The organism is Anaerolineae bacterium (assembly GCA_016931895.1).
Classification (GTDB): domain Bacteria; phylum Chloroflexota; class Anaerolineae; order 4572-78; family J111; genus JAFGNV01.
Genome location: JAFGDY010000060.1, coordinates 1 through 14,670, shown reverse-complemented (window position 1 = coordinate 14,670; position 14,670 = coordinate 1). Strand labels below are relative to the sequence as shown.

Sequence of the window (14,670 nt, the reverse complement as noted above, 5' to 3'; positions counted from 1 at the left end):
TGGCTGCTCATTTTTATCTTGATCACCTGGAACCTGGCCACATTGTTTGGCCAATTCCATGCGGATTGGGGCGCCGGTTTGCGTTGGAGTATGGCTTTTGTGGCGTCAATTTTATTCTTCGTTTCGGTATTAGCCCATGAGTTTGCTCACTCGCTGATGGCAAAGGCACAGGGCGTGAATGTGCGCAGTATCACGCTCTTTCTGTTTGGTGGAGTCTCAAATATCCAACGACATCCTCCCTCACCAAAAGCCGAATTTTTGATTACAATTGTTGGCCCCATCACCAGTCTGGGGCTGGGGATACTGCTCACCTTACTCTCTGGAGCTGGTTTTGCCACCACAGCCGTGGCCGGCACCACTCCCGCGGAGATGTTTGGCCAGTTATCGCCAGTAGCTACGCTGTTCATCTGGCTTGGTTCCATTAATATTTTGCTGGCAGTGTTCAATATGATCCCGGGCTTCCCTTTGGATGGAGGCCGGGTTCTGCGCTCCATTCTTTGGGCTTCTCTTGATGATCTGCGCCGGGCCACCCGTTGGGCTTCGTGGGTGGGGCAGATAGTAGCCTGGGCTTTTATTGCAATGGGGATTGCTATGATTTTTGGCGTGCAAGTTCCTTTCTTTGGCACCGGCCTGGTGGGTGGAATATGGCTGGCTTTCATTGGCTGGTTTCTCAATAGCGCTTCGGTGCAGAGTTACCGGCAGATTGTGGTCCAGGATATTCTGGAAGGCGTGCCGGTTGAGCAGTTAATGCGCCCCGAACCGCCGACGGTTCCCGCTGACTGCACTATTAATGATTTAGTAAACACTTATATTATGCGTAGCGACGATCACGCTTTTCCGGTGATACAAGATGAGCAATTAGCCGGCATGATAACCCTGGAAGATGTCCGCCAAGTGCCCCGCGCTGAATGGGACACGGTTACCGTATCCCAAGCAATGACGCCGAAGGATGAGCTAACCATGGTTAAAGCCAACGAAGATGCAGCGGATACCTTGATGGAGTTGACTCGCCGCGATGTGCGCCAACTGCCGGTTTTGCAAAATGGAAAGCTGACCGGCCTGTTACGTCGCCGCGACATTATTAAATGGCTCCAGTTACAATCCGAAGCAATTTAGACCGCGCAGTTGAGTCGGTTGATGGGGGCGCAATTGGCCACTAGCTTCAAGTGGACTCCAGGTGCCCTGGGCAAACCATATGGTCGAACGGTTCAGCCGTATCAATCAACAGTTATTTGCCGTTCTGTCCAACGGGCAGGTCATCAATACCCCGGCAACAACCTTAGCGTGGCGCTACTCGTTTAACAATGTAGAAAATATTAACGCCATTGCGGCTGTTTAGAAAAGGTGAAACGATGAGCCAAACGGATAGGTTAGAACAATATCGAGAAAAACGAGATTTCAGCCGCACGTCGGAGCCGTCTGGAGAGGAGGCGACACAGTCCGCACAGCCGGTGTTCGTCATCCAAAAACACGACGCCAAAAACCTGCACTACGATTTTCGGCTGGAAGTGGACGGTGTACTCAAATCATGGGCTGTGCCCAAAGGCCCCTCCACCGACCCCCGCGAGAAACGGCTGGCGATACCTACCGAAGATCACCCCCTGGCTTATGCCAACTTTGAAGGCGTTATCCCAAAGGATGAATATGGCGCAGGGCCGGTGCTGGTATGGGATACCGGCCCCTACTGCAACCTGCGGGCCGAAAAAGAAGAAGATGGTGTTTCGATGGCCGAGGCGCTGGACGAAGGTAAACTCGAAATCTGGTTGGAAGGCCAAAAACTCAGCGGCGGCTATGCCCTGATCCGCACCGGGCAGGGCAATGACCCGCGCTGGCTGCTGGTCAAAATGGATGATGACCAGGCCGATGCTCGCCGCAATCCCACCAGTACCGAGCCGGATTCGGCGCTCAGCGGGCGGAGCCTGGCCGAAATTGAGACACTTTGATGAGTAACATCGTTAAAGTTGGCTTTCATACCATTGAACTCTCCAGTTTAGACAAGGTGTTTTTCCCCGACGAGGGGATCACCAAAGGTGACTTGGTTGACTATTACCGGCGCATTGCCGACACTATGCTACCTCATCTCGAAGAGCATCCCTTAAATATGCAGCGTTTCCCGGACGGACTCGATGGCTTCAATTTTTACCAGAAAGAAGTTCCCGACTATTTTCCCGACTGGATTGGCCGGGTTTCGATTGAGGTGAAAGAAGAACAAAGCAAACAGGAGCAGGTGGTTTGCAATAACCCGGCCACGCTGGTTTACCTGGCCAATCAGGCTTGCCTGACGCCCCACCTCTGGTTGAGCCGGGTTGACCGGTTGGAGCATCCCGACAAGTTGATTTTTGATTTAGACCCGCCCGCCGATGATTTTGAACCGGTCCACTTTGCCGCCCGCGCGCTGCGAGATATGTTGCGGGAATTGGAACTGGTCGCTTTTGTAATGACCACCGGCTCACAAGGACTTCACGTTGCCGTGCCCCTCGACCGCCAGGCCGATTTTGACACGACGCGGAATTTTGCCCGTGCCCTGGCCGAACACCTGGCCCAACGGAATCCCAAACGGCTGACCACCGAAGTTCGCAAAAATAAACGAAAGGGCCGGGTATTTTTAGACTATCTCCGCAATGCCTACGGGCAGACCGGCGTGTCCCCTTATGCGGCGCGGGCCAAAGCCGGCGCGCCGGTAGCCGCGCCTCTTGAATGGGAGGAGTTAGGTGATTCCAACTTGCATGCCCAAAGTTACACCATTGGCAATATTTTTCGTCGGCTGGGTCAAAAAAGCGATCCCTGGGCCGGGATGAGGCAGCACGCACAAAATCTAGAAGCACCCAAACAGCAGCTAGAGGTTTTAGGTGAGTTTTGATTTAAGGTTGATTTCTGGTGGTTTTGTTAGACGTGGGCACAATTGTCCGGTATAGCCCCAAAAATCAGGTAGAAGGCTTGACCACGGCGCGTCTATTCCGATGGCAGCCGTGGCGGACATTCGCGGGGGCTTGCGGCAGAGGGTATTGTTTTAAGCGCAACTCTCCTGGTATGGATAACCTCACGAGACCTGCCTGGATATGATAGAACAACAAACAGCCGGTTATCGCCAAATTGTACTGATTTCGGACAGTGCTTGCTCAACACAATCTGCCAGCCAACAACTGCCATGTCGGTAGCCTTATTTTTTGTTTTTGCCCCCTAATCTTGATAGAAGCCGGTGCGTTAATTCGGCCAGCCCGATACCAAAAAGCGAGCCGGAGAACACGTCACCGGGATAATGGGCGCCCACAAATATGCGGGAAAAGGCGACCAGGGCGGCAATAAGATACCACAACCGGCGCCAGCGCGGCAAGAATTTGCTGAGCATCCAGGCCCCGGCAAACGCTGTAGCCGAATGGCCCGAAGGGAAAGACCAGTTGCCGGGTTTTTTGCCCACCACCACGGTGCGCACAATGTCAGTTATCTTAACCAAAGGCCACATCCAACATCATCATTACGGCAAACCCAACCATCGCCCCCATGGTAGCTAAATCGGCGTGGCCGTGGCATTGAGCTTCGGGAATCAAATCTTCAATCACCACAAAAATCATGGCTCCGGCGGCAAAAGCCAAGGCATAGGGCAGAATTGTTTGCGACGTTAGAACCGCGACCGCGCCAATAACGCCGGCAACGGGTTCAACTATAGCCGACAATTGCCCGTACCAAAAACTTTTCGCCCCAGACAATCCGGCCCGGCGCAACGGCATAGACACGGCCACCCCTTCGGGAAAGTTTTGAATGCCAATGCCGATTGCCAGGGCCATGGCCCCGGCTACCGTGGCCGCAGGCAGGCCGGCGGCAGCTGCGCCAAAGGCCACGCCCACCGCCAATCCCTCGGGCACATTGTGTAAAGTGATGGCGAGAACCAACAAGGTTGTGCGCTGCCAGGTGGTTTCCATCCCTTCCGCCTCTGATAACGGCGCGCTGAGATGAAGATGGGGCAAAATTTGGTCAAGCCCCCGCAAAAAAACACCGCCCACCAAAAACCCAATCACCGCCGGCAGCCATGCCGGAAGCGGCTGGCGCTCGGCCATTTCCAGGGCCGGGGCCAACAACGACCAATAACTGGCGGCAATCATAACCCCGGCCGCAAAGCCGAGCATCCAATCCAGCAGTTTCCGGCTTAAGTTTTTGCCAAAAAGTCCCGTGGTTGCGCCCAGTGCTGTCATGGCCCAGGTGAATCCTGTGCCAATAAGTGTTTGCACGATGGGGTTAAAATTTTCTAAAAATTCTATCATCGGATTATCACTATTTTGAGACTATTGTTTTTAGCTAACAGCTTATTCGATTTAGCTATGAAGCATTTCGAGATACCCGCCAACTCAAGCCGCCTCGCCTGAAGTCAATATCTCATCTGAAATCACCGAACCTGCCGTCAGGTGCGATGATCGTGCCACAATACAACGTTGCAGTTTGACCATTTCACCCACAAAACTATCCCGGCCTATAATGGATTGCTCAATTTGCGCATGCTTTTCAATGACGGTGTGGTCTAAGACAACCGTGGGGCCATAGATGCTAACCCCCGGCTTGATCTCAACCTGAGGCCCTAAATAGATCGGCCCGCGCAGCACCACCTCCGCCCCGATGGTAACTTCTCCACCGGCCCACGCTTCGCCACCAAGGTGATGTCCCAGATTGATGTGGTTCACCTGGCCCTGCAATATATCAGCGGTAGCCTGCCTGTAATCTTTAATTGTGCCCATATCGCACCAATAACCAGCGGCAATGTACCCCAAAAGGGCGGCCTTTTTCCTCAGCATTTTGGGGAATATATCATCGGAAAAATCACATGCCTGCGGCTGCATGTAATCTAGCGCTTCGGGCTCCAGCACGTAAATGCCGGTATTGACAATATGGGAAACAACCTCTTCCGGGTCGGGCTTCTCAACAAATTCTGTAATGCGCCCGGTATTGTCGGTAAGCACGACGCCGTATTCCAATGGGTCAGCTTGATGGGCCAGGGCCAGCGTGGTCAGGGCTTGCTTCTTCCGGTGAAATTGCACCAACGCCGATAGATTAATATCGGTGATCAAATCGCCGCTGATCACTAAAAAAGGTTCATCATCAAGCAGTGACTGCACATTCTTTACCCCGCCGGCTGTTCCCAGCGGCGTGTCTTCAACAACATAGCGAATGGACATGCCCAACCGGCTGCCATTGCCAAAATAAAATTGAATTTGCTCGGCCAGATATTGCACGGTCATCACCACATCAGAAATATGGTGGCGTTTTAACAGGTTAAGCAGGTGGGCCAGTACCGGCTTATTGACCAGCGGGATCATCGGCTTAACATATTCGTCGGTGAGCGGTCGCAGCCGCGTGCCGGCCCCACCGGCCATAATTACTGCTTGCATCTTATGCTCTATCTCTCTAAACCAATTATTTTTATAAATTTGTTTTTGGCGGAACAATGATTTGGACCGCATTGGGCACTATTTTGACCCGGACAGGCGTTTGCCCAATAATGTCGCCATCTCCCTGAACAATTAGAGGACGACCGGCCTTAACCGTGACACTTTGCCTGGCGCTAAGATAATTCACATTCGGGTCTCGTTTGTGTTGATTTAAGATTGTATGCCAGGCTAATTGCAGATAATCCCAAATTGTCCGGGAGCGAACAATGACCACGTCCAGTTGAGCATCATCTGAACGAATATGGGGGCCCCATCGAAACATAGATGCGCCAAAGCTGCTAACGTTAGTTACGGCTATTTCGGAGGCCCAAACCTGATGATATTGGCCGTCAACACCAATGGTAAAACGCCGAGGCTGAATATTGAACAGGGCCAACAGCCCGGCCCAGACATAAGCCAGGCGCCCAAACCGGCGTTTATTTTTATATTCGGTATCGCGCATAATCAACGAGGTCAGGCCAATGGTGATATTGAGCAAGAGAAATCGGTCTTCCACCTGCATTGCATCCATGGTTTGCACGGCATGCCGGCCTACCAGTAGTTGCAAGGCAGGCTCTAAATCTAAAGGAATATTAAATTTGAGAGCCAGGGCATTGCCGGTACCCAGGGGGATAATGCCTAGCGGAATATCTGTATCAGCCAATCCACCGGCTACCCCCGCCACCGTACCGTCGCCGCCTGCTGCTACAAACAGGTTGAAACCCTGGTTTAAAGCTTGATGGACCACTTCGCTTAGATTTTCTTGACCGGTGGTTTCGTAGATGCTGTACGCCGGTACGTTATTATTGGAAAAATATTTGTTAAGCGCCTGGCGGACAGTATCAGCATTGGCATTGCCTGCCACCGGGTTAAATACAATGTAGATTTTGGAAGTATCGTTGGTTGGCATGGTGCTTACATCCAGGTACTTTATAGGGTTTCCCCCATTTATCATAAGGGGTAAGCCATAAATAAACCACACCTGATTGAGCGATTTTTAGGATACAAAAGGGCGATTTATGGACATCCACCTGGAACAGAAAGGGGGATAAATACTCAACCGGGTATCACCTACTTGAGCGAGGTAACCTACGTTTACCAAAGTTGGTTAATTACTATCATAACGTTTTTGACCAACCCTGCCCAGACTAAAATGGGTGATTTTGACATGCTAACTTGAGTTAACTTGGCCTAACTCGAATAGTTAAAGATGCACCAGAATTGGTTTACGGCAGTAATAGATTAGCTGGGCAATATCTGACCGGGTAGGGTCAATAGATTATATCCCCCAGTTGAGTAATAAAAAGATAGCTCGAAATTAGACCCAAAATCACCCAGGTTAGTATAGCCAGGTGAAAGTATATACCTTTATAATGAGAAGGAGCTAAAAATATTAACACACCAACCTTACAATACTAAATATTTTTTAAGGAGAGGATTATGCAACAACTTTATGAACAACTTGCAATAACCTTGGGGAATTATGTACCCAGCCTGATTGGCGCGTTAGTTATTTTGATTCTGGGGTGGTTGGCGGCCTGGTTGATTTCGGCCATTGTCCGGGGCGTATTAAAACACACCACCCTGGATAATCGTATTGCCGGTTGGGCCGGAATAGACAAAGACCAGAGCGGGTACCGATTAGAAAATACCGTGAGCAAAGTTATTTTCTACATTTTAATGATCTTTGTGCTGGTGGCTTTTTTCCAGGCCCTGGGTTTAACCATTATTACCGAGCCGCTTAACAATTTGTTGAATGTTGTCTTTGCCTACATTCCTAATCTGTTGGCTGCCGGAGCGTTATTACTGGTTGCCTGGATCATTGCTGCCGGGACAAAATTTGTTGTTTCTCGCGGTATCCAGGCCACCAAATTAGAAGAGCGCCTGACCAGCCAGGCCGATCTGGAGGAACCGGGACGGGTCCGGTTGAGTGACTCGCTGGCTAATGTAGCTTACTGGTTTATCTTTTTGCTATTTTTGCCGGCTATTTTGGGCGCTTTGAATATGGCGGGGTTATTAGACCCCGTGCAGGGCATGATCAATGAACTGCTCGCCTACCTGCCCAATGTGCTGGGTGCGGCTATTATTGTGTTGGTGGGTTGGTTTTTGGCCCGCATTATCCGGCAAATTGTTACCGGTTTGCTGGCCAGTTTGGGTACCGACCAATTGAGCGAACGCGTTGGCTTAAACAGAGTGGTTGGCGAGCAAAAGTTGTCGAGCATTGTCGGCACCGTAGTGTATGTGCTGGTGCTCATTCCCGTGATCATTGCCGGGCTGCAAGCCTTACAAATTGAAGCCATCTCTGCTCCGGCAACGAGCATGCTTAACACCTTGCTAGAAGCGGTTCCCGCTATATTTGGCGCAATGCTGGTGCTGGGCATCACTTACCTGATCGGTCGCCTGGTAGCTGGCCTGGTGAGCAATGTTTTGAGCAGCATTGGCTTTGACCGGATTTTATCCCTGATCGGTTTAGGCCGCGAACCGCAAGAAGGGCAACGAACCCCCTCAGAAATTGTGGGTTATTTAGTGCTAATTGGCCTGATGCTCTTTGCCACGGTCGAAGCTGCCGAACTGCTAGGGTTTGAGATTGTGGCCGTATTAGTCGCCGATTTCCTGGCCTTTGCCGGGCAAGTCATTTTGGGTCTGATCATTTTTGGCCTGGCGTTGTACCTGGGCAACCTGGCCTACAGTGTAATTATGAGCACGGTTAGAACAAATACAAATCTGCTGGCTCAAGCCGCCCGGCTGGCGATTATTGTTTTGGGCACCACTATGGCCCTGCGCCAAATGGATGTGGCCGAAGACATTGTGAACCTAGCCTTTGGCCTGTTACTCGGTGCTATTGCCGTCGCTATTGCGCTGGCCTTTGGCCTGGGCGCGCGCGATACGGCCGGGCGCGAAGTTGAGAGTTGGTTACAACAATTCCGGGGCGGTAGTTCCAGCAGTTCCATCGAAGAAAGATAATCTTATCTCGTCGCTCCTTTCAGGTAATCGCCATTCTTAAGAATGGCGGTTACCTGATTTTCTGGACCTACAAAAAACAAAATGCAGATTCAGTAGATCCAAATTTATCAGGTGACAGTCACTTAAAATGGCAAAAAAGGTGACTTCTTTTGAAAAATAGCTCTGAATTTCAGACCACAAGTGACTGTCACTTTGCCCTCTATCTAAAAATTGGATCTACTGAGACTATCTGATTTGATAGTCTCTTTTTCTACCTGCCAGATCAATTCATAAAGGACAAACGCTTGATGATAACCCAATGGCTTTACCAGAAAGATTCCGGCAATGGATCAAATAACAATGACAACGCTCAAAATGAACCAGAGGTTTTGATCAACCTGCATGATGTGGTCAAAAAATATTACACCGCAGCGGGCGATTTTACAGCGTTACAGAAGATCAACTTACAGGTGAATCCGGGCGAGTACCTGGCCGTGGTCGGTAAATCGGGCAGTGGTAAATCTACCCTCATCAATATGATCACCGGCATTGACAAACCTACCGCCGGTGAGGTAATTGTCGGCGGCGTAGACGTGCCCACCCTTTCCGAGGGCAAAACCGCCGAGTGGCGCGGGCGCAACGTGGGCGTGATATTCCAATTTTTCCAACTCCTGCCCACCCTGACCGTGTTAGAAAACGTGATGCTGCCCATGGATTTTTGCAATATGTACAATATGGGCCAACGCCGCGAACGGGCCATGCGCCTGCTGGATCAGGTGGGATTGGCCGATCATGCCGACAAGCTGCCCTCGGCGGTATCCGGCGGCCAGCAGCAGCGCGTCGCCATTGCCCGCTCATTAGCCAACGACCCGCCCCTGATTGTGGCCGACGAGCCGACCGGCAATCTCGATTCGGAAACCTCCGATACCATTTATCAGCTTTTTGAAGATCAGGTGGCCGAGGGCAAAACGTTCCTGATCGTCTCGCACGACCCCGATTTGTCCAAACGGGTGGAGCGAATTATCACCCTGAAAGACGGCCAGATCATTCACAAGCCGCCATCTGCCGTGGGTGAGGGGCCGGCTTGACATGCTGCGAACTCGTTGGCACAAAGTTTTACGGGATCTCTGGTTTAACAAAACGCGCGCAACATTGGTGATTTTGTCCATTGCCGTGGGCGTTTTTTCGGTGGGCGCCATTGCCAGTTCGCAAATAATGCTGTCGCGCAACCTGGCCGAAAGTTACAACGCCTCCAACCCGGCCCACGCTACCATTATCACTCAAGATGCCTTTGGCGACGATCTGGTGAGCAGCGTGCGCAATATGCGCCAGGTGGCGGCGGCCGAAGCCCGGGGCGCGGTAAACGCCCGCTTGCGGACCGGCCCGGAAACCTGGCAGAGCCTGCGGCTGGTCGCTGTCCCCGATTACGAAGATATGGACATTGACAAAGTGCGCCCGGAACAAGGCGCTTGGCCCCCGCCGGACGACGCCATGTTGATTGAACGTTCGGCCCTGGGTTTGACCCAGGCGCAAGTTGGCGATATGGTGCGCGTTAAAACCCCTGATGATCAGGAACGGGATATTCGCATTGCCGGGCTGGCCCACGATCTTTACGCCGCCGTTTACGTGCTAGACGGCACGGCCTACGGTTTTATTAATTTTGACACCCTGGAATGGCTCGGGCAGCCGCGTGATTACAATGAGTTGAGAATTCGGGTGGCCCGTCAAACCGGCAACCGGGCGCACATCAAGGCCGTAGCCAACGAGGTGCAGGATCAGGTGGAAGAAGCGGGGCATGCGGTGCTGTTCACGTTTGTGCCGGAGCCGGGCGAACACCCGCTTAATTATATTATCCAGGCGGTCTCGCTGCTGTTGGGCGTGTTGGGTGTGCTGGCGCTTTTTTTAAGCGGGTTTTTGGTCGTCAATATCATTTCGGCCCTTCTGGCCCAGCAAACCCAAGAAATTGGCATAATGAAAGCCGTGGGCGCGCGCACCGGCCAGGTTTTTAAACTCTATTTGTTGATGGTAATTATTTTTGGCGTATTGGCCCTGGTGGTAGCCGTGCCGCTGGGCGCAGCCGGGTCTTATGGCTTTACCCTGTTGATGGCCGGTTACTTTAATTTTGACATCACCTATTTTCAGGTTCCCCTGTTGGTTTTGGCCCTGGAAGTAGGGGTGGGGCTGCTGGCGCCGGTGCTGGCCGGGTTTTATCCCATTTTGGCCGGCACGCGGTTAACCGTGCGCCAGGCCATCAACGAATACGGCCTGGGACAGGGGCGGTTTGGGGCCAGTGCTATTGACCGCTGGCTCTCGTCGGTGCTGTCCAACCGCGCTCTGGAACGATTTTTCTCCCGGCCCCTGCTGATTTCTCTACGCAATACCTTTCGCCGCAAAAAACGGCTGCTGCTGACGCTGACCACCCTGGTTCTGGCCGGGGCTATTTTTATCGGCATTTTTAGCGTGTACGCCTCATCAATGAAAACGCTGGATCAATGGCTGCAATATTTTCAATACGATATTTCGGTGTTGTTCAACCAGGCGTACCGGGCCGAGAATATTGAGCCGGAAGTGTTGAACATTCCCGGTGTATCCGCCGCCGAAAGCTGGGGCTTTTATACCACCCGCCGGGTGCGCCCAGACGGCAGCCACAGCGCCAACGTGATTTTATTGGCCCCACCGGCCAACAGTACTTTGATCGAGCCGAGTGTGGTCGAGGGCCGCTGGCTGCTGCCGGAGGATGAAAAGGCCGTGGTGATCAATACCATTATGCTGCGCGATGAGTCAAACCTGGCCGTGGGCGATGAAATTGTGCTCAAAATTGAGGGCGACAAAACCACCTGGACCATTGTCGGCATTACCGAAGGTGGCTCGGTAACGGCCACGGTGTTTATCAATTATGTCGCCTTTAGCCGGGCGCGAGACGACATTGGCACGGCGCGCTGGCTGGCTATTGAAACCACGCAGCACAGCGAGGCCTTTCGCTCGGATGTGGCCCAATCGTTGGAAACATATTTTGACTACATTGGCTTGCCCATCAACATGATTGTTACCCTGGGGCAGGAACGGGAGGAAGCCGAGGCTATTTTTCAGGCGGTGGTGGCGCTGCTGCTGGTGATGGCGGCGCTGTTGGCCGTGGTCGGTGGCATGGGGCTGACCGGCACCATGAGTATCAACGTGCTGGAACGGCGGCGCGAAATTGGCGTGATGCGCTCGATTGGCGCGTCAAACGGCGCGGTGTTGAAACTGGTAATGGTGGAGGGCATGCTCATTGGCCTGCTCAGTTGGCTGCTGGCTATGCTGCTGGCCATACCCTTGAGCGGCGTGCTCAGTTACGCCGTGGGGCAGGCGTTGCTGCAAACGCCTTTTGATTATGCCTTTTCCATAGAAGGCGCGCTGCTGTGGTTGGCGTTGGTCGTTGTTATATCGTTAATAGCCAGTTATATTCCTGCCCGCAATGCTTCGCGGCTGACCGTGCGCGAAGTTCTGGCTTACGAATAATGTTTTTGATACTGAGGCGGCCTGGAGCAGGGCATGGTTCAAATTAATGTGTGGACGGTTTTTCTGGCCGCGCTGATTACCGCGTTGGCAACCGGGCTGGGAGCTATTCCCCTTTTGTTTGTTAAAGGTATTGGTCACCGCTGGTTGGGCATTGCCAATGCCGTGGCCGCCGGCCTGATGCTTGGGGCCAGCCACGGGCTGATCACCGAAGGCATGCGCCATAGCCTGGCACGAGCGCTGGCCGGTATGGTCATTGGCATGCTCTTTATGGTTGTCACCCACAAAATATTGGAAGGGCGAGAGGATTTGCAGGTTGGCGCGTTGCAGGGCGCCGGCGCGCTGAAAGCATTTATGATTTTGGGCGCGATGACGTTGCACTCTTTTTCTGAAGGGGTGGGAGTGGGTGTGTCTTATGGCGGGGGGCAAGCCCTGGGTGAGGTTATTACCGTAGCCATTGCCGTCCACAATATTCCCGAAGGTTTAGCTATTAGTCTGGTGATGGTGCCGCGCGGCATATCGGTGGGGCGGGCCGGCTTGTGGAGCATTTTTTCCAGTTTGCCCCAACCGCTAATGGCCGTACCGGCTTTTCTTTTTGTCACGCTCTTCAGGCCGGTTTTGCCCGTGGGGCTTGGTTTTGCCGCCGGGGCGATGATCTGGATGGTATTTGCCGAACTGATGCCCGATGCCTTTGAGGATACTTCCGGCAATGCCATAGCTATCGCTGTAACCGCTTCAATTATGGCGATGTTGCTGTTTCAAAAACTATTAACGTAGCTCGCGTGAGTTACCCTGAGTTAAGCAGCAAAATGTTAACCAACTGGGCGATAAGACAAGTTACCCGTTCGAGTAATCAAAAAAATAAAATTTCCACTTACAAGAGCTACTCAAAGATAGCTCTTTTTTTTAAAAAAATCACTCAAACTGGTATGGGCAAAGCCTCGCTAACACGATACAATAAAAGAAATATTGGAATGGAGGTATAAATGCGCTTAAACGGTAAAAAAATTGCAATATTTGTAGAAGATTTATTTGAAGATCTGGAATTTTGGTACCCCTATTACCGGCTAAAAGAAGAGGGGGCCAGCATAACCGCTATTGGCCCTAAAGCCAGGAGCTATACCGGTAAACACGGCGTCCCTGCTACTGCCGATGTTGGTATTGATGAGGTGAATGCCAAAGAGTTTGACGCCCTCGTTATCCCCGGTGGCTATTCACCCGACAAAATGCGACGGACCCCGGCCATGGTTGAATTTGTCAAACAAAGTCACCTGGCAGGCAAGCTGGTGGCTTCTATTTGTCACGGTCCCTGGATGCTGGCCTCGGCAGAAATTATCAACGATACCAAATTGACCAGCTTTTTCTCCATTAAAGACGATATGATACACGCGGGAGCCGATTGGGTTGACGAAGAGGCGGTCTTTGATAATAACATTATCACCTCTCGTAACCCGGATGACCTGCCTGCCTTTTGCCAAAAGATTATCGTCGCCCTGGGCTAGGCACTTATCAGTAAAAAGCTTGTTTTTTGTGCAAGGAAATTGATCATTGAGCCGGGCAGGAAGCCAATTGTGGAATAATAACCAATTCTCGCAATTTGAGAGCCATGGTAGCCACGGTTCGTCCGAAATCAGTAAGATAATAGCGATAACAATTTCCGGCACGTTTAATGACCCCGTGCATGCGCAAGCGTTTGAACAAGCGGGTGATTTGACCGGCGTTTTTGTCAGGCAAGTGTTGACGCAGCATCTTGTTGGAGAAACCTTTGAGGGCAAACTCACCGTTGAGCAAGAGGCGAAATAAAGAGGTGTCCTCCTCAGAGAGAAGATTGAAGCCCTTGTAACGGCGATTGTTTTCCTGGCGTGTTTTAGTCAGATGTTGCAGGTTTTGCAGTCCGGCATCGGGGGTATCGATTTCGGAGATAAATTTCAGATAACGTTTGTGAACGGCCAATTCTCATTAAAAGGAATCGTAGTTTACCGCGAAGCAATGCCTGTGTGGCAATACTTTGTTTTGATTCCTTTGCTATTGATATGGAACTTCTTCTGGTTCAGAGCACTGGCACCGCTCGATGGGTTTCTGGCCCAGAATGTCTTCTCTTGGTTGCCCGATTGGTTCTTTGGTGGCAGTCTAAGCCAGTATTCTCGTCCGACGCTGCTGGCGACATTCTTTTTCTTGCTGTTGACAACCGGCATTGCCGCCCCCATTGTTGAGATCAATTACCTGGTGATAGACACTCGAAACTGGTTACCGGGTCGAAAAGTACTCCTTGCGCCAACATGGATAGAGGCGGTATCGTGGCCGGGGCGACAGGTTTATATAGACCTGGCCCAGGAAACCATCAAAAATAGTCCCGAGTACGACCCCTCCACGCCGATCAACGAAGTATACGAAGAACGACTGTACGATTTTTATGGTCGTCCCAGGAACTAGCTGAACAGAACAGAAAGGATAGCTGACCATGTTACGCAGTGTTAAAGAATTAAAAAATTATACCCTGCAAGCCAAAGATGGTGAGATTGGCCTGGTTGTGGACCTGTACTTTGATGACGACCAATGGACGATACGCTATCTGGTGGTAGACACCGGCAAATGGCTGCCGGGACGCCGGGTCCTCATCAATCGTTTGGTACTGGGTCAACCGGATTGGCAGTCTCATGTATTCCCTGTATATTTAACCAAGGAACAGGTGAAGAACAGCCCGGATATTGATTTAGCCCAACCTGTTTCTCGGCAAGCAGAGATAGATTTGGTGCAGCACTATCAATGGCCCATTTATTGGTCTATGCCGGGTGGGATTTATCACCTGGGGGTG

Annotated in this window: 16 protein-coding genes; 11 read left to right on the top strand and 5 right to left on the bottom strand. The window is 51.8% G+C overall.

Annotated features, from left to right (window positions below):
* The 4 genes from JW953_04980 to ligD form a co-directional block, all read left to right on the top strand.
* Positions 1-1,116: site-2 protease family protein (locus JW953_04980; GenBank protein ID MBN1992035.1), on the top strand; the 1,116-nt coding region annotated here is incomplete at its 5' end.
* A 79-nt stretch (positions 1,117-1,195) separates the two neighbouring features.
* Positions 1,196-1,339: a hypothetical protein gene (locus JW953_04975; GenBank protein MBN1992034.1), complete on the top strand. Its 144-nt coding sequence runs from the start codon at positions 1,196-1,198 to the stop codon at positions 1,337-1,339.
* Positions 1,340-1,352: 13 nt separating this feature from the next.
* On the top strand, positions 1,353-1,943 hold the full coding sequence (locus JW953_04970; GenBank protein MBN1992033.1) for a DNA ligase: 591 nt from the start codon (positions 1,353-1,355) through the stop codon (positions 1,941-1,943).
* Positions 1,943-2,860 (top strand): non-homologous end-joining DNA ligase, encoded by a 918-nt coding sequence (gene ligD, locus JW953_04965; protein ID MBN1992032.1) that lies wholly within the window; start codon positions 1,943-1,945, stop codon positions 2,858-2,860. The genes JW953_04970 and ligD overlap by 1 nt, the downstream gene beginning before the upstream one ends.
* 300 nt (positions 2,861-3,160) lie before the next feature.
* Here the strand turns inward: ligD and JW953_04960 are convergent, their stop codons facing one another.
* The 4 genes from JW953_04960 to JW953_04945 form a co-directional block, all read right to left on the bottom strand.
* Positions 3,161-3,463 (bottom strand): phosphatase PAP2 family protein, encoded by a 303-nt coding sequence (locus tag JW953_04960; protein ID MBN1992031.1) that lies wholly within the window; start codon positions 3,461-3,463, stop codon positions 3,161-3,163.
* A complete protein-coding gene (locus JW953_04955) occupies positions 3,447-4,259 on the bottom strand; it encodes a ZIP family metal transporter (GenBank protein MBN1992030.1) in 813 nt (270 codons plus the stop codon). Before JW953_04955 ends, JW953_04960 begins: the two co-directional genes overlap by 17 nt.
* Positions 4,260-4,343: 84 nt before the next feature.
* Complete coding sequence (locus JW953_04950; protein MBN1992029.1) at positions 4,344-5,378, bottom strand: NDP-sugar synthase; 1,035 nt, start codon at positions 5,376-5,378, stop codon at positions 4,344-4,346.
* A 31-nt stretch (positions 5,379-5,409) separates the two neighbouring features.
* Complete coding sequence (locus JW953_04945; GenBank protein MBN1992028.1) at positions 5,410-6,327, bottom strand: diacylglycerol kinase family lipid kinase; 918 nt, start codon at positions 6,325-6,327, stop codon at positions 5,410-5,412.
* A gap of 530 nt (positions 6,328-6,857) precedes the next feature.
* Here JW953_04945 and JW953_04940 point away from each other — a divergent pair.
* The 5 genes from JW953_04940 (at position 6,858) to JW953_04920 (ending at position 13,357) form a co-directional block, all read left to right on the top strand.
* The gene (locus JW953_04940; protein MBN1992027.1) at positions 6,858-8,381 is read left to right on the top strand and encodes a mechanosensitive ion channel; all 1,524 of its coding nucleotides are present in this window, start codon (positions 6,858-6,860) and stop codon (positions 8,379-8,381) included.
* A 287-nt stretch (positions 8,382-8,668) separates the two neighbouring features.
* The gene (locus JW953_04935) at positions 8,669-9,448 is read left to right on the top strand and encodes an ABC transporter ATP-binding protein (protein ID MBN1992026.1); all 780 of its coding nucleotides are present in this window, start codon (positions 8,669-8,671) and stop codon (positions 9,446-9,448) included.
* Between the two features lies 1 nt (position 9,449).
* Positions 9,450-11,858: an ABC transporter permease gene (locus JW953_04930; GenBank protein ID MBN1992025.1), complete on the top strand. Its 2,409-nt coding sequence runs from the start codon at positions 9,450-9,452 to the stop codon at positions 11,856-11,858.
* Positions 11,859-11,891: 33 nt separating this feature from the next.
* Complete coding sequence (locus JW953_04925) at positions 11,892-12,632, top strand: ZIP family metal transporter (GenBank protein MBN1992024.1); 741 nt, start codon at positions 11,892-11,894, stop codon at positions 12,630-12,632.
* 209 nt (positions 12,633-12,841) lie between these two features.
* Complete coding sequence (locus tag JW953_04920) at positions 12,842-13,357, top strand: type 1 glutamine amidotransferase (GenBank protein ID MBN1992023.1); 516 nt, start codon at positions 12,842-12,844, stop codon at positions 13,355-13,357.
* Positions 13,358-13,400: 43 nt separating this feature from the next.
* Here JW953_04920 and JW953_04915 read toward each other — a convergent pair whose 3' ends face one another.
* Positions 13,401-13,808 (bottom strand): hypothetical protein, encoded by a 408-nt coding sequence (locus JW953_04915; GenBank protein MBN1992022.1) that lies wholly within the window; start codon positions 13,806-13,808, stop codon positions 13,401-13,403.
* On the opposite strand from JW953_04915, the gene JW953_04910 reads away from it, so the two are divergent.
* Together JW953_04910 and JW953_04905 are read left to right on the top strand one after the other, a co-directional pair.
* Complete coding sequence (locus tag JW953_04910) at positions 13,797-14,288, top strand: hypothetical protein (GenBank protein ID MBN1992021.1); 492 nt, start codon at positions 13,797-13,799, stop codon at positions 14,286-14,288. The two genes, JW953_04915 and JW953_04910, sit on opposite strands and share 12 nt — an antisense overlap.
* 28 nt (positions 14,289-14,316) lie before the next feature.
* Positions 14,317-14,670, top strand: a 354-nt coding sequence (locus tag JW953_04905) for a PRC-barrel domain-containing protein (GenBank protein ID MBN1992020.1), incomplete at its 3' end; no start/stop codon positions are given.